The organism is Dissulfurimicrobium hydrothermale, assembly GCF_022026155.1.
Taxonomy (GTDB): domain Bacteria; phylum Desulfobacterota; class Dissulfuribacteria; order Dissulfuribacterales; family Sh68; genus Dissulfurimicrobium; species Dissulfurimicrobium hydrothermale.
Window position 1 is genome coordinate 343,912 of record NZ_CP085041.1, and the last position, 25,889, is coordinate 369,800.

Annotated in this window: 25 protein-coding genes; 14 read left to right on the top strand and 11 right to left on the bottom strand. The window is 51.2% G+C overall.

Annotated features, from left to right (window positions below; translation table 11 throughout):
• Positions 1–2 precede the first annotated feature (2 nt).
• The 12 genes from LGS26_RS01675 to LGS26_RS01730 all read left to right on the top strand — a co-directional run bounded on the left by LGS26_RS01675 (position 3) and on the right by LGS26_RS01730 (position 12,131).
• Positions 3–701, top strand: coding sequence for a DUF5714 domain-containing protein (locus LGS26_RS01675; protein WP_237888936.1), 699 nt, complete (start codon positions 3–5; stop codon positions 699–701).
• A 217-nt stretch (positions 702–918) separates the two neighbouring features.
• Positions 919–1,356: a type II secretion system major pseudopilin GspG gene (gene gspG, locus LGS26_RS01680; RefSeq protein WP_237888937.1), complete on the top strand. Its 438-nt coding sequence runs from the start codon at positions 919–921 to the stop codon at positions 1,354–1,356.
• Between the two features lie 2 nt (positions 1,357–1,358).
• Positions 1,359–3,038, top strand: coding sequence for a type II secretion system ATPase GspE (gspE, locus tag LGS26_RS01685; protein WP_237888938.1), 1,680 nt, complete (start codon positions 1,359–1,361; stop codon positions 3,036–3,038).
• Complete coding sequence (locus LGS26_RS01690; RefSeq protein WP_237888939.1) at positions 3,038–4,243, top strand: type II secretion system F family protein; 1,206 nt, start codon at positions 3,038–3,040, stop codon at positions 4,241–4,243. The genes gspE and LGS26_RS01690 overlap by 1 nt, the downstream gene beginning before the upstream one ends.
• Positions 4,230–4,850, top strand: coding sequence for a prepilin-type N-terminal cleavage/methylation domain-containing protein (locus LGS26_RS01695; RefSeq protein ID WP_237888940.1), 621 nt, complete (start codon positions 4,230–4,232; stop codon positions 4,848–4,850). The genes LGS26_RS01690 and LGS26_RS01695 overlap by 14 nt, the downstream gene beginning before the upstream one ends.
• A complete protein-coding gene (locus LGS26_RS01700; RefSeq protein WP_237888941.1) occupies positions 4,847–5,287 on the top strand; it encodes a type II secretion system protein in 441 nt (146 codons plus the stop codon). Before LGS26_RS01695 ends, LGS26_RS01700 begins: the two co-directional genes overlap by 4 nt.
• On the top strand, positions 5,284–5,943 hold the full coding sequence (locus tag LGS26_RS01705; protein WP_237888942.1) for a PulJ/GspJ family protein: 660 nt from the start codon (positions 5,284–5,286) through the stop codon (positions 5,941–5,943). The genes LGS26_RS01700 and LGS26_RS01705 overlap by 4 nt, the downstream gene beginning before the upstream one ends.
• Positions 5,940–6,842 (top strand): type II secretion system minor pseudopilin, encoded by a 903-nt coding sequence (locus LGS26_RS01710; protein WP_237888943.1) that lies wholly within the window; start codon positions 5,940–5,942, stop codon positions 6,840–6,842. Before LGS26_RS01705 ends, LGS26_RS01710 begins: the two co-directional genes overlap by 4 nt.
• Positions 6,826–8,184: a PilN domain-containing protein gene (locus LGS26_RS01715; RefSeq protein WP_237888944.1), complete on the top strand. Its 1,359-nt coding sequence runs from the start codon at positions 6,826–6,828 to the stop codon at positions 8,182–8,184. The genes LGS26_RS01710 and LGS26_RS01715 overlap by 17 nt, the downstream gene beginning before the upstream one ends.
• Positions 8,184–8,822, top strand: coding sequence for a GspMb/PilO family protein (locus LGS26_RS01720; RefSeq protein WP_237888945.1), 639 nt, complete (start codon positions 8,184–8,186; stop codon positions 8,820–8,822). The genes LGS26_RS01715 and LGS26_RS01720 overlap by 1 nt, the downstream gene beginning before the upstream one ends.
• The gene (gspD, locus tag LGS26_RS01725) at positions 8,782–11,313 is read left to right on the top strand and encodes a type II secretion system secretin GspD (protein ID WP_237888946.1); all 2,532 of its coding nucleotides are present in this window, start codon (positions 8,782–8,784) and stop codon (positions 11,311–11,313) included. The genes LGS26_RS01720 and gspD overlap by 41 nt, the downstream gene beginning before the upstream one ends.
• A gap of 80 nt (positions 11,314–11,393) precedes the next feature.
• Positions 11,394–12,131, top strand: coding sequence for a hypothetical protein (locus LGS26_RS01730; RefSeq protein WP_237888947.1), 738 nt, complete (start codon positions 11,394–11,396; stop codon positions 12,129–12,131).
• A gap of 174 nt (positions 12,132–12,305) precedes the next feature.
• Here LGS26_RS01730 and LGS26_RS01735 read toward each other — a convergent pair whose 3' ends face one another.
• The 10 genes from LGS26_RS01735 to moaA form a co-directional block, all read right to left on the bottom strand.
• A complete protein-coding gene (locus tag LGS26_RS01735) occupies positions 12,306–12,815 on the bottom strand; it encodes a general stress protein (RefSeq protein WP_237888948.1) in 510 nt (169 codons plus the stop codon).
• A 277-nt stretch (positions 12,816–13,092) separates the two neighbouring features.
• Entirely contained in the window at positions 13,093–13,587 is a 495-nt protein-coding gene (locus LGS26_RS01740) for a hypothetical protein (protein WP_237888949.1), read from the bottom strand.
• Positions 13,588–13,656: 69 nt separating this feature from the next.
• Positions 13,657–14,307, bottom strand: coding sequence for a hypothetical protein (locus LGS26_RS01745; RefSeq protein WP_237888950.1), 651 nt, complete (start codon positions 14,305–14,307; stop codon positions 13,657–13,659).
• Between the two features lie 122 nt (positions 14,308–14,429).
• Positions 14,430–16,010, bottom strand: a complete 1,581-nt coding sequence (locus LGS26_RS01750) for a cytochrome c3 family protein (protein WP_237888951.1) — start codon at positions 16,008–16,010, stop codon at positions 14,430–14,432.
• Entirely contained in the window at positions 15,943–16,269 is a 327-nt protein-coding gene (locus LGS26_RS01755) for a hypothetical protein (protein WP_237888952.1), read from the bottom strand. The genes LGS26_RS01750 and LGS26_RS01755 overlap by 68 nt, the downstream gene beginning before the upstream one ends.
• A gap of 65 nt (positions 16,270–16,334) precedes the next feature.
• Entirely contained in the window at positions 16,335–17,900 is a 1,566-nt protein-coding gene (locus LGS26_RS01760) for a c-type cytochrome (RefSeq protein WP_237888953.1), read from the bottom strand.
• The gene (locus LGS26_RS01765; RefSeq protein WP_237888954.1) at positions 17,893–19,272 is read right to left on the bottom strand and encodes a c-type cytochrome; all 1,380 of its coding nucleotides are present in this window, start codon (positions 19,270–19,272) and stop codon (positions 17,893–17,895) included. The genes LGS26_RS01760 and LGS26_RS01765 overlap by 8 nt, the downstream gene beginning before the upstream one ends.
• 12 nt (positions 19,273–19,284) lie before the next feature.
• Positions 19,285–20,160 (bottom strand): c-type cytochrome, encoded by an 876-nt coding sequence (locus LGS26_RS01770; protein WP_237888955.1) that lies wholly within the window; start codon positions 20,158–20,160, stop codon positions 19,285–19,287.
• Between the two features lie 223 nt (positions 20,161–20,383).
• A complete protein-coding gene (gene fabD / locus LGS26_RS01775; RefSeq protein ID WP_237888956.1) occupies positions 20,384–21,316 on the bottom strand; it encodes an ACP S-malonyltransferase in 933 nt (310 codons plus the stop codon).
• A 3-nt stretch (positions 21,317–21,319) separates the two neighbouring features.
• Positions 21,320–22,327, bottom strand: coding sequence for a GTP 3',8-cyclase MoaA (moaA, locus tag LGS26_RS01780; protein WP_237888957.1), 1,008 nt, complete (start codon positions 22,325–22,327; stop codon positions 21,320–21,322).
• 284 nt (positions 22,328–22,611) lie between these two features.
• Between moaA and LGS26_RS01785 the strand changes: the two genes are divergently transcribed.
• On the top strand, positions 22,612–22,848 hold the full coding sequence (locus LGS26_RS01785; RefSeq protein ID WP_237888958.1) for a hypothetical protein: 237 nt from the start codon (positions 22,612–22,614) through the stop codon (positions 22,846–22,848).
• A gap of 603 nt (positions 22,849–23,451) precedes the next feature.
• Positions 23,452–24,006, top strand: a complete 555-nt coding sequence (locus LGS26_RS01790) for a class I SAM-dependent methyltransferase (RefSeq protein WP_237888959.1) — start codon at positions 23,452–23,454, stop codon at positions 24,004–24,006.
• A gap of 553 nt (positions 24,007–24,559) precedes the next feature.
• Here LGS26_RS01790 and LGS26_RS01795 read toward each other — a convergent pair.
• Positions 24,560–25,876: a nucleoside recognition domain-containing protein gene (locus LGS26_RS01795; RefSeq protein WP_237888960.1), complete on the bottom strand. Its 1,317-nt coding sequence runs from the start codon at positions 25,874–25,876 to the stop codon at positions 24,560–24,562.
• Between the last annotated feature and the right edge of the window lie 13 nt (positions 25,877–25,889).

Here is a 25,889-nt window from a genome sequence, read left to right on the forward strand (position 1 = left end):
GCATGTTGTGCGGTGCCCCACTTGAGTATCTGACAACCGGCAAGACGGTCGAATGCTCCTGCTGTGGGAAAGATTTTGTAACCCACGTTGTCTGCCCGAATAGGCATTATATATGCGATATATGCCACAATAATTACGCCGTAGGACTTATAAAGCAGGTTTGCTCCTCTACAGATTCAACGGATCCGATTGGGATATTCGAAGAGATGCTCCGGTTTTCAGGCGTCCCCATGCTGGGGTGTCACCATGCCTTTATGGCCGCCGGGGCATTTATCGCCGCCGGGGCATTTATCGCCGCCATAAAAAATGAAGGGACGTTGAACGTGACGGACTCTACAATGGAAGAGGTCTTTTTGAGGACTGGGCGACAGGCTGTAGGGGGCTACTGCGGGCTGACTGGCGTCTGTGGGATCACCCCAGCGCTTGGGGCATGCTTTGCTGTTATCTTGGGTTCAAAATGCGGAACGGATCGGGAACAAAGGCTGACGATGGATGCAGTCTGTGAGATTTCGGCCGCCATACGTGACCTGACGGGCCCGAGCTGCTGCAAGGCGTATGCAAGAAAGGCGCTTGAAACGGCACAACACGTACTGAAATGCGTATTAGGTATCACACTATCCGCCGCTGATACGCCGATCGCGTGTCATGATGCACCGAGGCACCCCCATGGATGTCGAAAAGGATGTCCTTATCTTATTTAAAGACTTCAAATCGTTATTTGGGTATGATGCTGCATCTTGCCAAGGGTATTGCGGGCGCGGTTATGATTGTGGGCGCTCCTTTCGTATGGACCTGTGCCGGCGGTGAGATCTCAGGTTTGGCGTCCTATTCGGTCAGATACTTCGGACTCCTCTTTTTTGTAAGCCCAATAGGTGTTATATATATCCAATTAAGATCCTAAATTTTGGAGGTGTCTCCTTGTGGGGAGCGAAGTCTCGAATTCAAAAAAATAGGCAAACAGGTTTTACCCTGATAGAACTCCTGGTCGTCGTCATTATTATAGGGCTTTTGGCCTCGCTCGTTGCGCCGAAATTTTTCGGTAAACTTGCAGCCAGTAAAGAGAAGACTGCAAAGGCCCAGATAGAGTTGTTCGGCGAGGCCCTTGACGCCTTCAGGCTCGACAACGGGCGTTATCCAACCACCGAAGAGGGCCTTAAGGCCTTGAGAGAAAAACCGCCCGGCCTTGATACATGGAATGGCCCTTATCTTCCCAAGCCGATACCAAAAGACCCGTGGGGCCATGACTATGTCTATCGCTGCCCCGGTGAGCATGGAGACTACGACATCATAAGCTACGGCAGGGATGGGCAGCCAGGCGGTGAAGGGGAAGACGCCGACATCACAAGCTGGCAATAAGTATGGATATTAAATCCATTGCCGGTCAATTTAATACCTTTTTGAATGGCGGTAAAGAAAAGATAGAAAGGCTCTTGCAAAAGAGCGGCTTTATCCCCCATGGCGGAGACCTGTCTGTGGATGGGGCCGAAAGGGAATCAGGGGGAGAGGGCGAACGCCCTTTACCTGAATTCCCGCGGGCTGGTCAGGGTGATTTTCCTGAGAGACCGCCGCTCGTAAACGGCCTGCCGCCTCGTCTCATGAAGCAGTGGCGCGTTGTCCCCCTTGCCATAGATGAAAATGAGGTAAGGCTTGCCATGGCGAGGCCTCATGACCTTTACCTCCGTGAGGTGCTTAAGGATATCTACCAAAGACCTATAAAGCCGCTTCTAGCCAGTGAAGAAGATATACTTGCCGCTGTTTACCGCTGGTATGAAGCAGAGGTGGATCTTGGCGGAGAGGACGATGACGACATCGAGTCAAGGATAGAAGAAGGTCTTTGGGACGATCCGGAACAGCTGCGAGACCTTGCTTCCGAGGCCCCTGTAATACGTCTTGTAAACCACGTGATCAGCCAGGCCCTTGAGGTGAAGGCCTCTGACATTCACTTTGAGCCATTCAGGGATCACTTGACGATCAGGTTCAGGATAGACGGCGTGCTGCACGACGTCGAAACCGTTTCAAAAAAACTCCAGCCTGCCATTACCTCTAGGATCAAGCTGATGGCCAAAATGAACATAGCCGAGATGCGCCTCCCCCAGGATGGGCGCATAAGGGTGCGCGAGGGTTCGAGGGATATAGATATCCGCGTCTCATCCCTGCCCACACTTTTTGGCGAGAGTATAGTCTTGAGGCTTTTAAACCGCGAAGAGGTCAAGCTAGATCTTACAGCCCTTGGTCTTTCTGAAGGGCTTTTAGGAGCCTTTGAGGGTGTCATAACTAGGCCCTACGGCATGATACTCGTCACCGGGCCCACTGGCAGTGGCAAGACCACTACGCTTTATGCGGTAATGAACCGGATAAACTCCCCTGAAAAAAAGATAGTGACTGTAGAAGATCCGGTAGAGTATCAGCTCGACGGCATAAACCAGATTCATGTCCGCGCAAACATCGGGCTCACATTCAGCTCTGCCCTTCGCACCATCTTGAGGCAAGACCCCGACGTCATCCTGATAGGCGAGATCAGGGACTCCGAGACCGCGGAGATAGCGGTCCAATCGGCCCTAACAGGACACATGGTCTTTTCGACCCTGCATACAAACGACGCCGCCAGTGCTATCACCAGGCTTCAGGAGATGGGTATTGAGTCTTATCTCCTTTCCTCGTGCATCCTTGCCGTGATGGCACAGAGACTTGTGCGCAAGATCTGTCCGGAGTGTCGGGTGCCTTATGCACTGCCGCCCGGGTTTGTTGATGAGATAGCCCATGCCCTAGGTGTTGATCCCTCTAGATGTCCTACGAACGTATGGCGCGGCACCGGCTGCGCTCACTGCGCTGGCACGGGTTATTCCGGGCGTACCGGCATATATGAGTTCTTGTTGGTGAATGATGAGATCAGGAGACTCATAATGCATGGGGACGACAGTTCAGCGATACTTGCCGCAGCTATAAAAAGGGGTATGCGCACATTGAGACAGGATGGCCTTCAAAAGGTTATAGACGGCCAGACCACCATTGAAGAGGTAATGAGGGTTACGAACTGATGCCAAGCTTTGCCTATGAGGCCCTTGATCAGCGCGGGCAGAGAATAAAGGGGGTAGATGAGGCCGTAAGCCAGGAGGCTGTCTTGGCGCAGCTCCTGTCAAAAGGTCTGCAACCCATCAAGATAAGGCGCATAAGGCCGCTCCAGGCCGTCTTCGGCAGGCAGCGCCGCAGGTTCAGTCATGAGGACGTCCTTTTTTTCACCAAGGAGCTGGGCGATCTCCTTGAGGCTGGCGTCCCTCTAGAGAGGGCCTTGTCTATTATAGCCGATTCATCTGAACAAGCTGGCACGCGGGAACTCGTAGTTGCCATAAAGGAAGACGTCCAGGGTGGTAAAGGGCTCTCCGGCGCACTTTCCGCCTATCCTGATATATTCAACAAGCTCTATGTCAACATGGTTACAGTCGGTGAGATGGGTGGGGTGCTGCCTCAGGTCTTGAAGAGGCTCGGCGGTTTTCTGGAGCGCTCCAGGCAGATAAAGAGGTTTATTGTCACTTCATCCATATATCCCGGTGTACTGATGCTGGTCGGGATACTCTCGGTAGTGATACTCATAACCTTTGTCGTGCCTAAGTTCGGACAGATATTCGACGACCTGGATCAGCCCATGCCGACTATGACCAGGATCATATTTCAAGCGAGTATTGTCATCAAGAAGTGGTGGTGGATTATTTTTTCAATAGCCGCCACTGGATTTTTTGGGTTCCGCCAGTATATAAAGACGCCCGACGGCAGGGCCTGGTGGGATGGATTTGTATTGAGACTCCCACTTGCTGGCCCTATGCTTTTAAAGATTGAGCTGGCCCGCTTCTGCCGCACTCTAGGAACATTGATAGAGAGCGGCGTCCCTATTTTAAAGGGCATATCTCTTGCAGGTGATGTTGTGTCGAACAGCCTTTTAAGAGACGAGATAGGCGAGATATACAAAGGGGTACGTCAAGGCAGGAGCTTCAGTCAGCTAATGAAGAAGTCACGGTTCTTTCCAACCCTGATGGTCAATCTGGTCGGCATCGGAGAGGAGACCGGCGAACTGGGCGCCATGCTCCTGAAGGTGGCTGATGACTTCGATGAAAAGATACAGCATGACACAAAGGTCTATCTCTCCCTGGTGGAGCCTATCACAATAGTGTTCATGGGCATCGTGATCGGCGGCATTATCCTCTCTATGCTGCTCGCCATATTCGGCATAAACGATGTCGCGTTCTGAAAGACCGTTCAAGGACACCTGCTTGCTGCCTTTGCAGGTCGTTGTTTACGCAGCGGCCATCTCTCTATTCGACGATCCTGTTAATGGTGTTGCGGCACGGAAGGCGGTCATGGCCGGGCATGCCCCCGTCCGCCACGGAGTCGCCGATGTCCTCTCAGGACGTCGCCGTCTGTCCGGTAAGGGCTTCACCTTGGTAGAGCTCCTGATAGTCCTTGTATTGATAGGCATAGTAGGTGCGATGGTCTTTATCTCGGTCGGGAGCGGGATGCTGAAGTCTAACGAGAGCCGTTTCGTTGTAGATTTCACACAGGCGATCGCCAGTGCTAGGAGCGCAAGTCTTGTCAGGGGCGAGGTGGTGCGTTTTGTAATCTATGGGCCCGAGAGGGAATTTTTTGTGCAGGGCAGGAGCCCGGAACATGTCCCTGAGACCATCAAAGTGGAAGGCAAGGGGATAAGCGAACCAAGGCCTGGCGTCTATATAGTCTATTTTTTCCCCGACGGCAGTTCGAGCGGCGGGGAGATCGATCTTAAACGGGCCGATGGCTCCGTCGACAGGGTTACCATCGATCGATTTCTAGGCATAATACAGTCAAGACACATATCATGAAGCGCTCAAGCGGCTTTACCCTCATAGAGGTGCTCGTTGCAATCGCCATAGTCGGCATAGCGCTCGGCGTAATCCTTTCAAGTATAGCCATGGGCCATAGGGAGGCCTTCAGAGGAGATCAGGCGAGAGAGGCGGCAGAGATAGCAGGAGATATTCTTCGGGACCTTGGAGACGGAGGAGGGTCAATCACAGCCGGTTCCGGCAAGGTCGAGGGGCATCCGGGCTGGTCTTATAGTATTGTCGTAAGGGATGCGGCTGTCACGCTTCAGAATGAAGATATGGGCGAAAAGGATCTTGATACACCAGGGCTCGTGGAGGTCGTCTTAAAGATATTCCCGCCCGGAAACGGGGCGCCTTTTGTACTTGCAAGCCTCATGCAGTCTGCGGATCAGCCTTCTCCAGGCGCGCAGGCGCCCTTTGCCGGAGGTCTTAATTGACATCAAGATGCAGCGGGAATGGCTTTACGCTCCTTGAACTCCTGATTTCCATAACCCTTATGGCAGTTATTACGGTCATACTCTCCATGGCGATCCATGCGGGTCTAATGGCATGGGAAAGGGGCCACGAAGAGGACAGGGCCCTTATGATTGAGTCTTCCATAGAAAATCTCCTTGCGCGGCAGCTTAAGTGTGCGATCCGTACCTCGTCGCAGGATCTCGGGGAATTCGCTATGTTCAAGGGCGACAATGCCGAACTTTCTTTTGTGACCACTTATGTCCCCCTTGGTTCCCGAATGGGCGGTATATTCCATGTAATCTACAGATACGACGCCGACTCAGACGAACTGATATATGCTCAGAGACTTATAACGAGAAAGGATGAACTGAACGAATCACCGCCTGAGCAGTTCAACGAAGATAGTATCACCAAAGGTTGGGTATATTCCGAGGTCAGCGGTACAGGGCCCATTTCGTTCTTCTATTGCGCCGATCAAGACGAGGCTGCAAATCCGAAGGATTGGAGAGATAAATGGGATGAAGCCAGCGACGTCCCGCAGATAGTGGTCCTGGCCTGGGGGACCGCAAAGGACAAGGGCCTCTCTTACCGGATGCTGTGCACCGATCCTTTTTGCGAGGGAGACAAAAAGAGGTGAAGGGGCAAAAGGGGTTCGTGATGATATTGGTCCTCTGGACACTGGCCTTTCTCACCATGATAGCCGGTTTCTATGCGGTCCAGTCCAGGGTCAGGCGCAATCTAGGCCAGGAAGTGTGGGACTCGCTTGATGCACAATATCTAACCCGTTCCCTTCTGCTCCTTGTCTCGACAAGGCTTGCACCTCCTGGTATGAAGCCTGACGAGGCTTGGGATAAAGGGTTGTTGATCCCGGATGGGACCATTTATATGGTAAATATCGGCGGAAAGGATGTGACCTTCTCCCTTGAGGACGAACATGGGAAGCTGGATCTGAATAATGCGACCGAGGAACAGCTCAAAGAGGCACTTGGAGGACTGTTGGGCAAGGGGACGACCGCGGACGAGATCGTGGATGGGATATTGGACTGGAGGGATCCCGACAATATACCAAGGGAAAACGGGGCCGAGGATGAGGTCTATCTTGCGAAGACCCCGCCCTATCTCCCTGCCAACGGCCCGTTTCACACATTGGAAGAACTTTTGCTTGTAAATGGTGTTACGCAGGAGCTGTTTTATGGGCCCATCCCTTATGAATTCAAAGACTCAGGGATGGATCTGGAGTGGAAAGGCGGTTTGAGGGATATTTTTACAGTTTACAACAAGACCGGAACTGTTATAAAAGAGTATGCGCCGCCGCCCTTGAGACACATAGCCGGTGCTGGCAACGCCCCATTCTCCCACGAGGTGGTTTGTCTTAAGACCAAGATCGGCGGCATGAGCTATTGGATATATTGGCAACCGGTTCAGGGCGGCACCAATTTCAAGCTAGTACACTGGACCGAGACCGCGAGCGCAGGCTCTGATCAAGAAGACGTCTTATATGGGGAGACGCCGGGTAAAGATGGCTTTTCACACTGAGATAATAGGTATATATGCAGACGAAGATGATCCACAGGTCTTTGGCCTAAGGCTTGGACCAAAAGGTTGGGCGCCTTTTGACATACCGGAGTGGCCTGGTCGTCAACAAGGATCTTTTTATAATCAGCTCAAGGTCTTTCTGCAGGCGTTTAACCCGTCACGAAGGCGAAGGTTCTGTCTAGCCCTGCCTCAGAGGTATTGTTTTTTTAGAGAGCTGGCCATGGCCCGGCTTATCCCGGCGGAGGCTGCGGAATCGGTGAGACTGGGCATAGAGCTCCATTCCCACCTGGATAAGTCGGAGATATATTATGATCAATATGCCTTTGAAAGAAACGGCGAAACGATAGTCCTTCTTGCCTATATAAGACGTGCCGTTCTTGATCCACTTTTTAAGGTGTTTTCAGAGACAGGCCACAAGGTGTCTCTAGGTCCTGTGTCACCCGCTTTCGTCGGACTGGATATACTCATTAGACGAGGCAAGGCCGGTTTCCCGTGCGTCGTCCTTGGCAGGCAAGGCGGATTTTGGTATACTTCCCTGCACGGAGAAACAGTCTGCGAAGGGGTCTATACCCTGCCGATTGAGGGAGGCAGGGATGTTTCTCAGGCGCTTCTCGATCTCTCATCCTATGTGCCGGCCAAGTTCTTCAGGCTCATACCCAGTCCTGCCTATATTGTAGATCCGAGTGGATCCAGCTCGATTTCGACGTCCTGCCAAGATCCATGCCACGCCCTACCAGGGATATCCAGGTTTTGCGGGAAAAAGGAGAGACTCAGCTGGGGGCTTTGCGCCGCAGTTCTCGGACTCAGTATGTACCCGGCGATATCCTTTCAAGAGACGCCCCGTCGTCCACCACTTATCCTCCGCATCAATCCGTTCCAGGCGGCTGTATTAGCGATGGGGACCATCATACTGCTGAATACGTGCATCTTGGGGGTTAAATTTTATGGGCATTCAATCGCCCTGAAGTCGCGAGAAGCCGAGCTTGCAGCTCTGGATAAGAAACTCAAGCCCCTTCTTGAGATCAAAAAAAAGGTCGATGGCATAAAGGGTGAGATGGCCTTGATGACACGATTTAAAGACGAATTTCCGCGTCCACTCGATGTTCTACGCCTGCTTACAGTAAATACGCCCCAGGATACCTGGATACAGAACCTGACCATTAAAGATGACAAGCTCAGGATAACGGCAGAAGGAAATTCAGCCTCTCAGGTCACCACAGAATGGAGAAAGCTGCCGTTTTGTGCCGAACTCAAGTTCACATCCCCGGTTATGAAGGACAACAACCAGAAAGAACGCTTCTCTGTGGAGATAACCCTTACAAACCAAAAAGGGATAAGATAATGAAGGCCTCTGAATGGCAATTTGACTCAAAAAGTCCGGTTTTGCGCTATGGGATCTTGATAATAGCGATAATATTCTGGTATTCATTTTTGTTTGAACCAACGACCGGAAAGATCGACGAGATGACGACCCGGATTGCGGTTACGAAAAAAAAGATAGAGGGTACCAAGGCAGAGATCAAACGGCTGCGCAGCATAGACGAGGAACTAAAACGGGTCGAACAGGAGAGGGCCAGGTTTATGCAGTTGTTGATACCAGGGGAGAACCCGCAGGTGGTTGCCTCAAATCTTCAGGATGACTTACTAAAAAAGGCATCGGATGCCGGCATGGATGTCTTGAGTTATAGGGCGGCTGCCGGTGGCAAGTGGAATGAATATCCATTGGGTACTGTAAGTCTGATCACCAAGTCAGGCATGAAGGGGCTGGTGCAGTTTTTAATGAAGGTTGATTCCGAAGGCAAGATGGTCAGATTGAATAATCTCAATGTAATGGTAATACAGGGTCCGACTCCATATACCAGGATCAATATGGACTTTGACGCCCTTTGTGCCGTAAAGGCAAAGAATGAGGCCAAGCATGGCGTAAGAGCGGGTAAAAATGAAGATAATAGGATTGGAAATGAAAGTCGATATCATTAGGCTATTCAGCATTGTTTTGATAATTACACTGTTATCCAACGCAGGTTATTCGTTCGGCCAAGATAAAGGACAGACGCAGAAGGGTGCGCAGGGCGTCGACCAAAATTCGAGGCAGAGGTCCAAACATATAGACCGCCCATCCATTCCGGTAGCCGTTCCGGGGGTGGCGCCGGCACGGTCTGGGCCGCAACAACCTGCAGCCGCGCAGCCCCCTATGCCGATACAGCCTACTGCCTCGGCGCCTGCACAAAACCAGGCTGCACCGTCCGTAAATCAGCCCCCTCCCGCCCAGGGGCAGGCAGCCGTTCCTCTTCCGCCCAACCCTGTACCTCTGCAGGCGCCCCAGGCCCAGCCACAGGCCTCGGTTTCTCCATTTGCAGGCGCATCGCCTTTAGAGCGCAAGCCCATTGACATCACCCTTGACAATATGGATATCTATCCTGTGCTCGACCTGGTGTTGTCCCAGATATTGGGGCTTAATTACGTAGTTGATCCGGCAATAAAGGGTGTGGTGTCGCTCCACATACAGGGTTCATACACGAGGGATGAGCTTTTGAACCTATTTAATTCGGTGCTTCAGATACACGGCCTTGGCATAACAAAGGGGGAGCACGGCCTTTACAAGGTCGTAAGAAAACCCGACACCGCAAGGACCGGCCCTATCGTCATAAACAGGAAAGATGCCTTGGCCAATCCGGGCGACGTAGTCCAGATATTTCAACTCAAATATCTGTCAGCCACGGCCGCAGCCTCAAATCTAAAGAACTTCCTGTCCCAAGGTGCCGTAATAGTGCCCGAGCCGAGCACAAATTCGCTCCTGATCTCTGATACCGCCGAAAATATAGACAAAATAGGCAGCATACTTACCTTTATAGATACAGATATCTTCAAAGATTACCATTGGCGGCTCTTTACCCTTGAGAATGCAAGCGTCACCGATGTCTATGATGATATAGAAAAACTTATCCAGGGCAAAGTCATCTACGGCAGGGCAGGCCTTGATCAAAGCGCCTTTCAGATCCTGCCGCTCAAAACGATAAACAGCATCCTGGTCGTTACAAAATGGAAAGATGTCCTAGATGTGGTAGGGAATTGGATCAAGGAATTTGATCAGAGACAGGCTGATAAGGGCAAGCAGGTATATGTCTATTTCGTGCAGAACGGCAAGGCCAAGGATATAGCAGATATGTTGAATGAACTCTATGGGATAAGGGGCGCATCAAGATCATCTGCTTCAAAAACTGACAAGAACAAAACCGTCATGGTCGAACGCACCAAGACGGAAAAACCGGCGGCTGTTGCTAAGCCGGAAGGTATAAGCGGTACCGGGGAGCTGGCGGGGGATGTAGAGATCATCCCTGATGAGACCAACAATGCCATACTGGTAAGGGCCCGCCCAAGGGACTATAAGGTCATATCGGATGTCATCAAAAAGATAGATGTGGTGCCAAGGCAGGTCCTGATAGAGGTCCTCATAGTGGATGTGACGCTCAACGACAATTTCCAATACGGCGTTGAGTGGTTTCTTAAAAACAAGGGCTTAAATTTCGGTGGTACAACCTATAATGCAGATGTAGCCTTAACGGACGGCACCACTATGAAACAGAATACGCCGCTTGGCACAGGCCCTACTGGTCTGACATATAGCCTTTTCGACAATGCAGGGGGCTTAAGGGCCTTGATCAGCGCCTTGGCACAGAAGACCACCGTCAACATACTGTCGAGCCCGACGATCCTTGCCGTTGACAACCAAGAGTCCAAGATAGAATCCGGTGACGAGGTGCCAACGCTTACAGGCACAACCACCACCGAAGGTGGTACGACCACACAGTCAGTGCAGTACAGAAACGCCGGTATAATACTTAAGGTAAAGCCATCGATAAATGACGGTGGCCTGGTGCGTATGGAGGTGACACAGGAGGTAAGCTCAGTCACCAGCATGCAGACCGGGGGGCTCAATTCCCCGAGCTTCAGGACCAGAAAGGCCACCACATATATGGTGGCCAAGGATGGCCAGACCATCATAATGGGGGGTCTCATACAGACACAGAAGACCAAGAGCAATTCAGGGATTCCATATTTAAAAGATATACCTATTCTAGGTCATTTGTTCGGCGATCAAGGCGTAAAGACCAGCAAGACCGAGCTCATGTTCGCTATTACACCTTATCTTATCAAAACACGCGAGGACGCTGATGCGCTCACCTTGGATTTTTCCAAGAGGGTGAAAGAGCTGAAGGAGGCTTTGAAAAAAAAGAGCATCAGCGGATTGGGGACGAAGGCGACGGAAGCGGCTGATTCAGGCAAAGGGCTTGAAGCGCCGCTTGCGAAACCGAATGTCCAGACGACGCCTGAAAATGCGAATCTGCCGCCCAGCCCTGAGGCCGAGGTACCTGCAAAGGCTGAAGGACCTGCCGCAAGGCCGGATGCCAAAAAAAACCAGCCCATCCCCCCTGCGGGGGAGGCTAGTCCGGAGACAAAGAAGCAATGATGTCCGGCCCTGCACACAGAGGCAGTCTATTTATATGCATTTTATCTCTTTTGGGGGCAATCACACCAGTTGCACTGTGCATGGCTGGACCATCAAATACAAACGGTGCTAAGCCTGGTCTCGGCCTTTATGATGTCATAGTAAAGGAAAACCTCTTTGATCCATTACGCGGCCAAGGCGCACAGAATGAGGCTGATGAAAAGGCCAGGTATGCCAGTGAACAGGAGCTGATCAATCGCTATCTGGTCTATGGAGTAAGTATAATCAACGGCAGACGTCAGGCCTTTATAAAGGCCGTGAACACCCCCCAGACAAGTCATCCTGTGTTCCCATTGGCCGGTCCACAGTTCCCCGCCATGAATCAGGCTGCCCAGGCAGAGAGGCCGCATCCTGTGAAAATAGGGGATTCCCTGGAAGGTTGGCGTATTACGGCCATAACGCCCCACGGGATAGATCTCGAGCTCAGGGGGAGGAGTGTCCATCTCGCCATCTTCGGGCCTGAAAAAGACGAACGAAGGGCGACAGCTCCAGTCGGCCTGCAGACCCCTCAAATAAAACCTGAGGCCCCTTCACCACCTCAACCAGGTGGCGAGCAGCCCAAGGAAGGCGGGGCGGCAGAAGGCCAATCCGTTCAATCGCAAGGTCCGCTGCAACAAGCCAGCCCTTCATCTCAGCAGCCGGTTCAGCCCGGGCAGCCCGTGCCCCCGCCGCAGGCACCATCATCTATTCAACACGGGCCAAAGGCCACTCTTCCACCCCAAACGCCCGCCCTGCCAGTGCCTGGTTCATCTCTTCGTGACCTGTTGCTCGGGCGGTGATAGTTGTTCCCGTTTGCTCAATCATACCCCCTCCGATGGGGAGCAGGTTGTTTTATATAGGGAACAGCTGGATGGAGTAAAGATGGAGTAAAGGCATAATAGCCGAAGGGTTTATATATACCCCAATTTGGAAGTTTCATGTAGAACCCCCCTGACTTGGATTCCGAGAGGATGTCAGTGATGAATAGTCAGCTCATGGCCAACGCTTTTAAGGATTTCTTTGGCCTTTGCCAGATCATCCCCGGAGCCATGGACTATCAGCAGGAATTTGTCAGATCTTATAACCGTCTCATAATTGATGATGCTGTCCTTTGGAATACCGATGCTGTAAAGGCCCGCGCCAAGGGCGCTCAACCCTCCGGCTGCCACTGCACCCTCCAGCCCGCCGACAATGGCGGAGACAAGCGGTCCGGCTACAACAACCGGACCAATTCCAGGGATCCAGAAAAATGCTGCGCCGAATAGAATACCCCACAGTCCGCCCCAAAAGGCACCCATTTTGCCCCAGTACTTCATGCGGTCACCGGCATTGTAGTAGCCGACGACGTGCTCATCGGTGTGATAGTCTTTGCCCACGATGGACAGCTTTTTCATATCAAAGCCGGCCTTCTGTAATTCCTTCACAGCCTCTTCTGCATCGACATGGGCATCAAAGACTGCAACCGCTGCATTTTCATTTGACATAATCGATCTCCTTTGCATGATTTTGGTTGGCACTTGACTCGGATTCTTTCAGCCGCCCCATCGCAGAGGCCTTTTTTTGTCAAGTTTCATGAATATCCGGCAAGTCTTGTTCCCCAAGGGGAGAGGGGCTGCTCTGAATCCACGTCTCCATGGAGCCGCTCTGGAAATTGCATATTCCTCCTTTGATAGGCCTCCTTTATTTTTCCCTCTCCCGACAGAAGGGGATCAAAGGGAGGATTAGTAGTGCCGTGCAGCCTCTGATCTGACAAAATATGGGTCAAAATGTTGCATTAATGACCCCGCCACCAGATAGCTGGCACTCGCCCTGCCCCCCGCCAGCCATGCCGCTTCGCGGATCGACAAGATTGAAGCGGCAGCGCATATGGCGTCCGCCGCTAGTTTCAAGATTAGCGATTACCTTTCCGCTATAGTACGTAATGAACTGTCTCACGCTATATCTATAAGGATAAGGCCCGCCCCAGTACGGTGGCCAGTCGCACCAGCCTTCGTTCCAACCGTCCCACATCGGAACAAGGGCCTCGCGCGTCGCCTGTCGGGTAATCTGAAAGAACCGGCCTGTATATATAGCATCAGGCAGTATGGCCGTCATCGTGCCGGACAGCCCACCGTCCATGCTTTTCCATTTAAACAAAACGGGCTCGGCGGATCCCCCCTTGGCAATCAGTTCTCCGCGCCCCATGCCGATAGTGGCGCAGCCAGCCAGAATCATTAGCGTCAGCAAGCCAGCCGCAATCAGTTGGTATAATTTCATTGGGTTCTCCTTGAGGGGACCTCTAAAAGAGGTTCCCATGATATGATGCACATCCAGGATATATGCACCTTATTTCTTTCCGGGCAGGATTTTTTTACCAAACCACGATATGGCGTCACCCATATTTTTAAGGCCATTACCAACCTCTTCAGGTACGTAGCCCGTGCCTTCGACAAGTTTGCCAGAGATCTCGCGCCCCTCTTTAATGGCCTTGGATGCGCCGCTTTTAAGTTTATGGCCTGACCAATCTGCAGCCTGTTCCATATGCTCTGCCGCTGAGTTAAGGGCCTCGCCGGTCTCTTTTGTCTCTTTTTTTGCCCAGGAATCGGTCGCCTTGACATAGTAATTACTGGCTACCGCGTGCTCAGCCCTTGAAAATGCACTTTTCAGCTCCTTGTCTGATTTTACAGCCCCCTTTTCAACTGAATCTGCCAGCTTGTCCAGTTCCCGGGCAGAGGCCGTCAAGGTCTTTTTACCTTTATCACCGGCAGATTCCGCCTCCTTCTTTAAAAAATCCGCACCCTTTCGTATCTCCGCGGCGGATGCCTTGAAATCCTTTTTAATAAAGGACTCATGGGCCTTTTGAAAGTCAGCCCCTGGCTCCGCTGTCTGGCCTTGGGCCACCTGTGCAGTCTGGGAATACGCCACAGGGGTAAAGGCTGCCTGGTTAAAGGAAAGAAATGCAAATAAACCTGCCATCAAAAAGATCCTGTGCCTCATGTTAATACCTCCTTATGTTTTTGGTTGTCTTTTAGTGTCAGCCCAACAAGCCAGGCCTTAAAATATACGAATTTTGATTGATCTTTTCCTGTTAAGTCCGATCACCTCCTCGATAGTTTATTTTAATGGTATCTACCCCCGCTCAATGCCCTTTCGTACCTGGCTTTTTCTTCAGCGTATGCCCTCTTATCTCTTATCTCGGGGATGGAAAAGTTTCCCATTAAACTCCACTTGCCTGACAGGGGCTTAAGTCCCTCAGGGATCGTTTTTCCATCGGCCCCTGAAAGGTTCTCGATCCTCAAACCCTTTTTGTCAGCCACAATCGTAAAACTGCCTGACAGGACATCTTTATAAGCGGTATCAGGTTTTCCCATCCATTTGTAATCCACAACAACCCTTTGCGCCCCTCCTGGTCCGTGGCAGCTCCTACAGCTTCTGGCCTTTGTTGTCGCGTGAGCGACCTTGTCGATATTCAACCAGGCCATGACCGTGCCTTCATCCTTGCTGCCTTCATAGGTTCCCGTGACAGCAAAGGCATCATCGGACGGATATTCCCTCTTTATGTTTACATCCGGCTTGTTCCTGAAGATGAGCTTCCCTGTCAGCTTTATCTCCTCCTTCTTAACATTGGTTGAGATGTGCGGGACTATGTGATAGGGGTTCCACTGGCCTTTCTTATCCTTAAGGATGATGGGGGCCATTGCATTAACCGTATAAAATGGATGCCTGTCCAGTGGGGTCTCCAGCCCGAATTTTTTTCCAGGCGCCCAGAAGTTAAAGGCATAGCCTGCTACTAAGGGGGTATGGCAGGCCTCGCAGGAGAGATTCCTGTGAATTCCCTTCTTATGGCTGGATACCTCTTGCTTATGACATTTTGCACACTCCATGGGCTCGGGACTCCTTATCTGATCCCCCATATTGTGGGTTTTGTGATTCTGATCATGACAGTCCACGCAGGTTATGCCTTTGGCAAAGTGTATGTCCGGGGTCTCAATATATTTTTTTGAGTTTTTGTTCCGCAAGTCAGCCACAGCCTTCCTGGCAAAATCCCCCTTTATAAATCCATCTCCCCTCCGTCTTTCCATGGGGCCTGCATGACATATCTGGGCCCTGCCATCGCCCATGCACGAAAGCACCGTAGGTTTAAAGGAAAAGGTATGAACGCCCACCTCTTTTGGGTTGCCTTTACTGTCTCTGGCCTCTTTATTAAAAGGACTGTAGTGACAATCCAGGCAACCTGCATGGCAGGTATTGCAGTTTCTCTGGTTGGAGAACGCCTGTTCTTTGCCGAGATGGGCGGTGCTGACCGCATTGTATTTCTCCATATTTCCGGTAGTAAAGCTGTCATTGTCGGGCTTTGCAGTGGCCGCGGTCCAGAGGCCGCAGGACTGAGGACCTGTGGGGCCGACCCAGGTCGCATACTGGCTCTGGGTCAAGGCCAGGCCCATTGCTGTCTTCATATAGCTTTTTACAGCCTCCGGGTGGCAGGTTCCGCAGGTCTTCTCAGCGATGCCCGGATTAAAGGCGATAGTATTGATATCCTTGTCATGCCATTGTATAATAAATACCCTTGGATTAAGCACAGACCCTCCATTCCCAGCGGTTACCCTTGGAAAAAGGGCGTTGCCGACAAAGTCACCTTTCAGCTTCAAACCTTTGATGGATTCCCTGTCTTCTCCCTTGAGCTCTCCTCGGCACTGCAACAATCCCCTTTTTCATAACCACAGCTAATCCCAAGATGCCCTTATGTGCCCCCTCCATGGTATTGTCATTGGGATTCCCCTGATGACACATCTCGCATGTTGCAGGCATGCCGGTCTGCTTTTCCACTGCCTCCTGGGTTATGGTGAAGTCCGGATAGCCCAACTCCTGCATCTTTTTTCCATTGCCATGGCACTGAAGACAGGTGCTGGTTTCTTGAGGCCCCTGTTGGGCAGTGGTCTTATGACTGATAATAAGCAATGCGCCTATATTAGCGCCAGCCCGAATATTACTTGTTTCTTCATCTCTTTCCCTTTTTTCTTGAACTATTGAAAGCCTCTTTTCTTATTCACTATCTTCACCAGCCCCCATCTGACCTCTTCCGGAATATCCCCAAAGGCCGGCATCATGGTGCCGGGATAGCCGTTTGAGATTATGTCAAACGTCCTTTTGGGCGAAAGGCTGTAAGCCGTAAGGTCGGGGGGTTGGGGTTCGAGATTCTTGGAAGACTTTGCGCCCTTTCCATCCATGCCGTGACACCCGGCGCAGGTCTTGGCATAGGCGCCCTGCGCCTGCGCCATCGCCTGTTTTGAAACATTCGCCAAAACCGCCTCGGGCGGATCTAAGACCTTCCATCTTTTGTCCATGTAATCCATCAGTGAATCGAGCTTGTCCCTGTCAAAAAAGGTAAAATAGGGCATGGCTGAACCATGGACGCCATCCTTTAAAATGCCATAGAGATACCCGCGGGTTGTCCTTATGGCTGATATGTCTTCCGGAGGTATGGCAAGCCCCTTTGCCTCAACACCCTTTCCGTCCCCATTTTCCCCATGGCAAAAGGCGCAACTTCTGGCGTATATGGTCTTGCCATTGTCATAGACCACCTTGAGGACCGCCCCATATCCAGCCAATGCCTGTTGTTCAAAAGGCCTGAGCGCATTTCCGTATGCTACGGCGTTTGCCTCAAGCCTTTTCTGAAAGGGGATAAGCGCCCTGTCCTGCAGAAACTGCCTGGTCAGGAGCATCGAGACCAGCACGAGCATCAAGACCGGAAGGATGATCTTGATATTCAGAAGCAGACCCCTTTCCGCCGCGAAAAAGACGAGCCACAGGAGGAAAGATGCGGCAGCAATGCCAGTAAACAGATAGATAATGACGGGATGACCTGGGTTTGACGGAAATACTCCATAGAGCATTATGCCAAGGATAAACTGGAGCAAAATCCCGGCTACAAGCCATCTCTGAAGGGCTTTTCTTTCTGTTTCGTCCTTTGCGGTAAAAAAGTAATGGAATCCTGCCCCGAATACAACGCCCGCGCCAAGTACATGGAGATATCTGAACAGCCAGCGGATGGCCAGCGCTCCGGTCAGCCGGTAGCTGTCGCTCGTTATTTGTGGCCATTTATCAGGATTTTCAAACGCTGTAAGGATGGCGGAAAACAACCCGGGCACGGCAAGGAGAAATATAAGGGCGACCGTACCTAATGCCAGATGGATATATCTGTGCAAATATATTCTGTGCCCCAGGGCGTCAAAGGCAAGGAAGGCGACAATCAGAAACACGATCACCGACATCCAGTACGGGGCGAAGAGATTCACGGCGGTGAAGAAAGGGACCGTGTAGCCTACCTGGATGAGGAGCAGGGGCGCGACCCCCAGGACCACTGCCAGGCTCTTGTGCGCCATAAAGGTTTTAAGGATCCTTTTATCGAATCTGAGTTCCTTCGCGCGGCCGCCGCACTGGGAATCAATGAAATAGTAGATGGCGAGGATGGCCGTTCCCAGGGTCAGAAGGACAAATAGCATGTGAAGTGTAAATGATGCGAAAAGGAGCCCCCTGAGCAGGGTTTGAGAGATGGGCGCAACCAGAAGGAGATCGGATAATCTATCCATGATTTTCGTCTCCGGTTAAAGGGACAAGACGGGACGGGTCGTGTAACTTGACCGTTCCTTTTGAGAGTTCATAGAGAAAGCCGGCCAATGTCCTTCGCTCATCCTCTGTCCCCGAAAAAGGTGGCATGAAGGGGACCATGTCGCTGGTATGGCCGAGGAGCACAAATATTCCGTCCTCTGTACGTCCTTTTACCCTCTCTGCGATGTCGTTTATCCCGCCGATGGTGTGGCAGGTCGAGCAATTGCGGGCGAAGAGATATGCGCCCTGAACCGCTGCCTCCTGATTGCCAGGCGCATGGCTGAACCAGAGGTCGTTTTTAAGCATCCCGACTTTTTTGAGAAGCGGGGTCTCGCTTATGAGCACCTGGTTTGCATACATATATCCAGGCATGAGATACGGCCCCCTTATGAACTCCCTGATCCGTTCAAATTCCGTCACAAATGTCATCGCTGCCAGGAGCGCAGGGATGATCAGCACCTTCGCCAGGACTGCCGGACCTCTCCATGAACCCCCGAATGAGACCATGGCCGTTACAAACAACAGAAGTACGCCGCCGGCGTTTGCATACCAGAAGATCTGTGGCTCCTGCGAAAGGCGGGAGGTGAGGACTGCAAATATGGCATGGGTCTTAAACGCCGAAGGGATCACGGTAAAATACCACCAGGTGAACAGAATCGTGGCAGAAAATGAAATAATCGCGGCCTTTGCGAAAAATCCAAGCGCCTCCTGTCTGAAGGCGCTATCTCTTCGAGTAAAGAGGAGAAACGCCGAAGAGAATAGCGCCCCGATCGAAAGACCGGCGCTGATTCTTAAAAAGAGCTGCGGCGTATAACTGGGATTTAAAAATGCCGACCAGAAACCCCTGTCCCACGGCCATCCATCTGATGTGAGCATGAAGCCTAAAATGCCTGTAATGAGCGTGGCGGATATAAAGGCGAAAGAGAGATAGGCCACGCCGAGAAAGACATGCCTCCTCTTTTTCTCACCCTGCCATTTTCCCCAGGTAAAATAATAGGCAAGGATGAATATCACCTCGCAGGTAAAGACCATCCATTCGATAAACCAGGGCCAGAAGAAGACCCTGAGCATTGACCCTATGCCGCGAGGCGAAAGGGCGCTTGGGATAAACCATATCCCAACCCCTGTCACCGCCCCGATCCCTGTAGTGATGATGATTGTGAATTTTAGGAAATCCCTTGAAAAATCTTCCCAATCCCTGGACGCCCTTTTAAGCCCGAGATATTCGCTTATGACGATGAACAAGACCGCGCCTATGGCAAGGCCATGGCTGATGATTACATGGAGGACGGCATCCAGGGCTATAACCATGCCGGTTCCAAGGTATGGGAACTGAAAGATGGGGAATTCCATATTTTAGCCCCCTTATTTTGCTTTTGCAGTGAAATGGAGTCTGGGTCTGGTTATGACAAACGCCGCCACATCCAGGGCGTCTTCGACTGAGAGGTCGGGGTTTCCCAACGGCATGTTGAAATGGGCAAAGGCGGCGAGGTTGGCCAGTTTCGCCATTCCTGCGCCGTCATTAAAGGAATCATTGCCCCAAAGAGGCGGTGCAGCCGAAGACCCCTGGCCGCTTGTCCCATGGCATATGGCGCATTTTTGTGCAAAGACCTGTGTCCCCTTTGTCTCATCAGGCTTATGATTGCTCTTCAGGTGTTTCAGGCCCGGCCATGGGATTTTTCCGTAGATGGGGAGCCCCTTTGATATCCACTGATAGTAGGTGACGATGGCCGTCATCTCCCTGCTGTCTGCCGGCAGGGGTCTGCCGTTCATGCTCCGCTGAAAACAGTCGTTTGTCCGGGTAATGAGGTGAACCGCGTAATTTTGTCTCTTTTTGTAGGCAGGGTAGGTGGCCCCTACCCCAACAAGCGAGAGGCCTCCGTTTTCCCCGCCCCGGGTTACGCCCCCCTTGAAGTGACAATTTGAGCAGGTGAGCTTGTTCCCAACGTAGCCGCCTGCATATTTTCTGGTATTTGTCAGGATATTGTGGCCGAGCATGACTGCATCTTTTATGTCTGCGGGCGCGGATTCAAGGGACGGAGGATTGAAGGCGGCGACACCTTCCACCTTTACCGCCGCCATGCCTGGCTGGACGGTTGTCCCAGTCTTTTGATGGGTGGCTAAGTCTCCGGACGTCTCGCTAAAGTCTATAAACCTGGTGAATATAACTGAAAGGGCGCCGCCTGCGATGGCGAAAATGATGATGATTCCAAGGGCGAATATGATCTTGTTCCTTTGCATAAAATCCTCCTCCTTCCAATGATATGGAATGCAGGCGGCTTAAGCAAGGATTATAATCAAAAAAAACACCTGCGCCACTGGTATGGCTGGGTTCGGCATCCCTTTTCCCGGCAGTGGACATCCTGTCCACAAGCCAGGCGGAGGCCATCCATGGCCTCCTTGTCGGGATGCCGAACCCAGCCATACCATGCATGGATAGTTGTGCAAGGGTCTTACCAAGATATTATCTTTGAGAGATGCAGGCCTTCAGTCCTTCAGGGTCATCTATCTGGAAGACCCTGACCTCACCCTGGGGCAGGCACTTCTTTACTAGATTTGAGAGGACGTTTTTGGGCCCGGGTTCGATAAATTCCTTGACGCCGTCCCTGACCATGTTTGTCACTATTTCATACCATCTGACAGGCTCGCACATCTGCCTTGCCATGAGGCCTTTTATGACTTCCGGGTCGTTTTCAGGCCCTGCCGTGACATTGCTATAGAATGGTGTCTTTGGCGGCGAAAATCTCACCTCTTCAAGCAATCTGGCGAATTTATCCGCCGCATTTTTCATGAGCTGGCTGTGATACGCCCCCCCCACCTTGAGAGGTACGGCCCTTGCCCCCCTTTCCTTTACAAGCCCCGCAAGGGCGTCAACGAGCGCCTTTTCGCCGGTCACCACTATCTGTTCAGGGCTGTTGTGATTCGCGGCGGCTATGACCCCCTGCAAGGCAAGGGGCTGAATGAGCCCGTCCAGTTCAGCCTTCTTGAGCCCGATGATAGCAGCCATCGCCCCGGGCCTCCTGGCCCCGGCCTCTTCCATGAGACGCCCTCGCGCCTGGACAAGCCGGAACAGATCTTCAAGCCCAATGACCCCCGCGGCCCAGAGTGCCGGGTATTCGCCAAGGCTGTGACCGGCAACCGCGCCTGGCATGAGGCCGCTGTCCATCGCTGCCGCGGCGCAGACGGTATCTATCACCGTCAAGGCAGGCTGGAGATTTGCGGTCTTTGTGAGCTCATCCATCGGGCCTTCGAGACACAGGGTCTTCAGCGGAATGCCGGTTACGGCCTCCCCGATCTCAAATATCTCCCGCGCACGGGGAAGCGTCTCAAGGAAGGCCTTGCCCATGCCGATATATTGCGAACCCTGCCCAGGGAAGACAAACGCGGTCTTTTCCATCGGTTATCCTCCTATCCTGGACATCGCCCGTGTGCAATGTGGGGTTTCGTCCTTAAGAGATATGATCCCCTTGGGTTTTTGGGCTATGGCCTCTTTCAGAAATATTTTGAGTTCATCATTCGAAATCCCGGCCCTGAGCCATCCCTTCAAATCTATCTCATTGTCTGAAAAGAGACAGAGCCTCAAACGGCCATCGGGCGTGATCCTGACCCGGTTACATGTGCCGCAGAAGTGGCGGCTTAAAGGGCTTATGAATCCTACGCTCCCCTTTGCGCCTTTAAGGCGGTAGATCATGGCCGGGCCCGAGTCTTTGCCCTGTGAGACAGGGATTAGATCACCAAGCGACCTCTCGACCATCTCTTTTATTGCGTCACAGTTCAGATGCCTTGATTTTTCCCAGGTGGTGGCGCTTCCTACCGGCATGAATTCAATAAATCTCACCTCAAGCGGAAGTTCGAGGCTCAGCCTTGCGAGGTCCACTATTTCGTCATCGTTTACGCCCTTCATGGCCACGGCGTTCAGCTTGATCTTTGTAAAGCGGGTCTCTATGGCCTTTTCTATGCCCTGCCATACATTTTGAAAGAGATCTTTTCCGGTGATCTTCAGGAAGCGTTCGGGCTTAAGGGTATCGAGGCTTATGTTTATGTGTCTTACGCCCGCATCGAACAAGGGGGTCGCCATATCTCCAAGAAGGATGCCGTTTGTGGTAAGACAGACCTCTTTTATTCCAGGGATTTTGATCAGGCGGCCCGCCAGACCCTCCACCCCCTTTCGCACCAGGGGTTCGCCGCCGGTCAGACGTATCTTTCTCACGCCAAGCCCTGAAAAGGCATTGGCAAGCCTCTCTATCTCTTCATAGCTGAGGATGTCTTCATGGGAAAGCCAATTGACCTGACCGTCCCTCGGCGTGCAGTAACTGCACCGCAGATTGCATCTGTCTGTTATGGATATCCTCAAATAGGTGATTTCTCTCCCGTGTTTGTCCGAAAGCGCGGCGCTGGAGTCATTCATACAGCTATCCCTATAGGAAGTCTAATTTATGTTTATGATGGTTTTGTAAAAAGTATCTACAGATTTAACTTATTCAAATTATTCACAAAAGCATAAAATAACGTCGTTTTTGAATGCACAGTATGGTATATATCTGACTAAATATCAAGCTGTTAGAAATATGTCATGCTCAACATAAAAGACCACAAAAAACCCCTTTACTGGACAGGATTCCTCAGGCATCATATTCGCCAGGCGCTTCCTGTTCTATTGCAGGTTCTGAAAAAGCAATGTCGGTGGAAAGGATGTCCCCTCAAATTCTTTGCAAAATCCGTCTGATCCTGATTCCGGCTATGATGGTCATTCATAAAGGCAAGGGCTGTCAGGCGCAGATTGCAGGGACTTACTCAAGGCAGGGGTATGGAGAATCCGGCCTTTCCCTGATAACTCATGTTGAGGTAGAGTTGGCTCATGTCAGCGACGCCGATGCCCTTTATAAGGCCATTAAAGATGAACACGGCTTGTCATTTCATACCTCCTAAGATAAAAAATTAACAGCAACATGTACAGAAAGATACAGAGATACGCCTGTCTTTTTTATTTTTCTTTTTGGATCTCGACTTAGCACTCTTAATATATTATTTTTAGATATATATTAAACGATATTGGCCTGTCTGCAATTGTGCTTCATGAGCTCTACTTCGGTGCATACAAGGGCATGCGGCGCGAACATAATTTGGCCGCCGTTGATGCGCTTCGCTTTGAAGTCATTCCGTTTGATTGAGAAGATGTAATGGATCTGGCGAAATACGGGCGGCACTTGCTTTACAAGGTGTACCCATCAGCAGCTACGACATAACTATCGCAGGGCAAGCGTGTTCCCGTTCACTCACCCTCGTGATTGAAGAAAAATGATGGAAATCAAGTGGCTCACAGCCATTGAAGCAACATAACACCTGAAGACAGACAGATCGACCACCTATAAACTGGCCCAAGAAGGTAGTGCCCAACTACAGAATGGGGCGGCAATAACGCTTCGATGCAAAGAAACTGGATAATATACACACCCATATCCTTAACCAACCGCGGGCCATCCGGAGTCCGGCGGACGGACTTAAATGGTAATCAGTAGCCAGTGGAAGAATATGAGAGAAGATCCATATCAGGATAAATATGAATGGGATGCGGAGGACTATGCAATGCATTCTGTTTCACAACAATTATGGGCAAGAGAATTAATAGAGAAAATCCAGTTAGAAGGACATGAATATGTACTTGATATTGGCTGTGGCGATGGAAAAGTTACGGCTGAAATCGCAAAATATGTCCCTAAGGGTCAGGTGGTTGGGATTGATAATTCAGAAAAAATGATAACTCTTGCCTCCAATAAATTCCCAATTTCACAATATCCTAATCTATTTTTTCAGCAAATGGATGCTTGTGCATTATCCTTCCGAGAAGAATTTGATATTGTCTTTTCAAGCGCAGCGCTTCACTGGATTATCAATCATAAACCTGTACTAAAGGGGATATATCAAGCATTAAAACCGAAAGGGAAAGCTATTATTCAAATGGGTGGCAAGGGTAATGCTGCAAATATTGTAGAGATTTTAGATGAAATAATGTACGAAAGTCCATGGAATGAATATTTTAAAGATTTTTCCTTTCCTTATGGATTCTATTCGCCAAAAGAATATTAACCTTGGCTTAAAGAAGTAGGATTTAAAATTCAACATCTTGAATTAAAACCAAAAACTATGGTTCACGGAGATATTGAAAAGTTTAGGGGTTGGATACGGACTACTTGGTTGCCGTATCTTTATCGGGTACCAGAGAATTTAAAAAATTGTTTTATTGAGTTGATCGCTACAAGGTACATTGCAAAGCATGCACCAGATAGTGATGGTAAAATTAAAACGGCAATGCAACGATTGGAATTTATAGTAAGTAAATAACAATAAAGCGCACAACAATCGGCTGCAAGGGACAGCAAACAACGCAGCGTTTTTTCCAAGGCCGTGCCCCACATAAGATTCAGTGGTGATTCCAGGTCGGTTGCTTCACATGTGTGCCGCCCCTAAGCCGTACGTTAGACAACAGGGAGGCTCTCAAGCCGTCAGGTAAACTCGGTGCCCGTAAACTGAGACCCTGGTCGCTGTTGAATATCTCAGGCTGGGGGATCGGCGAGTAAAAAGAATAGGCATTTTTAATTGCTAGCTAATGTAGCAACAGGGGTCTGCGAGGGAGAATATTTCAGCCGAACCAAAGATGGCATATCGCAACCGAGGCGATGACACCAGCGGCGTCTGCACAGAGCGCGGCAGGGAGGGCGTGCCTGGTCCTTCTGACGCCGACCGCTCCGAAATATACGGCCAGTACATAAAAGGTGGTTTCTGTGGAACCCTGGATCACCGAGACCAGGGCGGCGAGGAAGCTATCCGGCGATTGCTTCACGATCTCGCTCATCATGGCGAAAGAGCCGCTTCCGGAAAGGGGCCGCATAAGGGCCACGGCCAAGGCCTCGGGCGGCATTCCAACCGCCGATGTAAAAGGCGACAAGATACCGATCATGATGTCCATGGCCCCGCTGGCCCTGAACATGCCGATGGCTACGAAAATAGCCACCATAAATGGGATGATGCGGATGACGGTTGTAAAACCATCCCTTGCGCCATCGGTCAGGGCCTCATAGACCTTGACCCCACGCAGATAGCCGAAGATCAAAAGGCCGGAAAACAGCATTGGTATCAACCAGTTGGAAATGCTGTTAAGTACGACGGATGAAAGGACAAAGGGGGCAGCGGCCCTGCTCATCTGATAGCCAACACCTCCAATAAAGGCGGCAACAATAAGCCATGCAAATATTCTACCGCCAAGACCTGGCGGATCCAATGCAGGCATGGAGGTGGCATTGAAACAGGTCTCTTCATCTTTATTCGGCTTTGGTGTTTCAAGACCGCCAGCCAATTCCGGCCCGCGCCCTCTGCCTGCCATAAATTTAGCCGCCAAAACGGCAACAACAGTGGAACAGCAGGTCGCAATCAAGGTCGGTATAAAAATGGAAGCAGGGTTTTTGGCGTTGGCCGCTGCCCGGATAGTGATCACCCCTAGAGGCAGCAAGGTTACGCTGGATGTGTTGATCGCCAAAAATAGACACATGGCGTCCGTTGCCGTGCCCTTTTCCGGCGCCAATTTCTCCAGCTCCTGCATGGCCTTGATCCCCATGGGGGTCGCCGCGTTACCCAAGCCCATGGCATTGGCCGCCATATTCATAATCATGGCGCTCATGGCAGGATGATCGCCCGGCACCTCTGGAAACAGACGAACCATTACAGGCCGCATCCATCTGGCAATGGTCTGCATGAGTCCGCCAACCTCAGCCACTTTCATGATCCCAAGCCAGAGCGCCATTGGTCCGATGAGACTTATAGACAGCTCAACCGCATCCTTGGCCGACTCGAACAAGGCCCTGGTAAGCGCGTCCATGCGGTCTGTGTAGGAGGCGGTAATTGTGGCCAAAACAACCATAGCCAGCCAGACTATATTGATGGAGGATGGTTTCTGTTTCATTGGTCCTGCGCAC

Excerpts from the sequence above, each read along its gene's own strand:
- LGS26_RS01675 (WP_237888936.1), top strand. The coding sequence starts at position 3 with ATGTTGTGCGGTGCCCCACTTGAGTATCTGACAACCGGCAAGACGGTC.
- gspE (WP_237888938.1), top strand. The coding sequence starts at position 1,359 with ATGGATATTAAATCCATTGCCGGTCAATTTAATACCTTTTTGAATGGC.
- LGS26_RS01690 (WP_237888939.1), top strand. The coding sequence starts at position 3,038 with ATGCCAAGCTTTGCCTATGAGGCCCTTGATCAGCGCGGGCAGAGAATA.
- LGS26_RS01695 (WP_237888940.1), top strand. The coding sequence starts at position 4,230 with ATGTCGCGTTCTGAAAGACCGTTCAAGGACACCTGCTTGCTGCCTTTG.
- LGS26_RS01700 (WP_237888941.1), top strand. The coding sequence starts at position 4,847 with ATGAAGCGCTCAAGCGGCTTTACCCTCATAGAGGTGCTCGTTGCAATC.
- LGS26_RS01715 (WP_237888944.1), top strand. The coding sequence starts at position 6,826 with ATGGCTTTTCACACTGAGATAATAGGTATATATGCAGACGAAGATGAT.
- LGS26_RS01720 (WP_237888945.1), top strand. The coding sequence starts at position 8,184 with ATGAAGGCCTCTGAATGGCAATTTGACTCAAAAAGTCCGGTTTTGCGC.
- gspD (WP_237888946.1), top strand. The coding sequence starts at position 8,782 with ATGAAGATAATAGGATTGGAAATGAAAGTCGATATCATTAGGCTATTC.
- LGS26_RS01730 (WP_237888947.1), top strand. The coding sequence starts at position 11,394 with ATGGCTGGACCATCAAATACAAACGGTGCTAAGCCTGGTCTCGGCCTT.
- LGS26_RS01735 (WP_237888948.1), bottom strand. The coding sequence starts at position 12,815 with ATGTCAAATGAAAATGCAGCGGTTGCAGTCTTTGATGCCCATGTCGAT.
- LGS26_RS01740 (WP_237888949.1), bottom strand. The coding sequence starts at position 13,587 with ATGAAATTATACCAACTGATTGCGGCTGGCTTGCTGACGCTAATGATT.
- LGS26_RS01745 (WP_237888950.1), bottom strand. The coding sequence starts at position 14,307 with ATGAGGCACAGGATCTTTTTGATGGCAGGTTTATTTGCATTTCTTTCC.
- LGS26_RS01760 (WP_237888953.1), bottom strand. The coding sequence starts at position 17,900 with ATGGATAGATTATCCGATCTCCTTCTGGTTGCGCCCATCTCTCAAACC.
- LGS26_RS01765 (WP_237888954.1), bottom strand. The coding sequence starts at position 19,272 with ATGGAATTCCCCATCTTTCAGTTCCCATACCTTGGAACCGGCATGGTT.
- LGS26_RS01770 (WP_237888955.1), bottom strand. The coding sequence starts at position 20,160 with ATGCAAAGGAACAAGATCATATTCGCCCTTGGAATCATCATCATTTTC.
- fabD (WP_237888956.1), bottom strand. The coding sequence starts at position 21,316 with ATGGAAAAGACCGCGTTTGTCTTCCCTGGGCAGGGTTCGCAATATATC.
- moaA (WP_237888957.1), bottom strand. The coding sequence starts at position 22,327 with ATGAATGACTCCAGCGCCGCGCTTTCGGACAAACACGGGAGAGAAATC.
- LGS26_RS01785 (WP_237888958.1), top strand. The coding sequence starts at position 22,612 with ATGTCCCCTCAAATTCTTTGCAAAATCCGTCTGATCCTGATTCCGGCT.
- LGS26_RS01790 (WP_237888959.1), top strand. The coding sequence starts at position 23,452 with ATGAGAGAAGATCCATATCAGGATAAATATGAATGGGATGCGGAGGAC.
- LGS26_RS01795 (WP_237888960.1), bottom strand. The coding sequence starts at position 25,876 with ATGAAACAGAAACCATCCTCCATCAATATAGTCTGGCTGGCTATGGTT.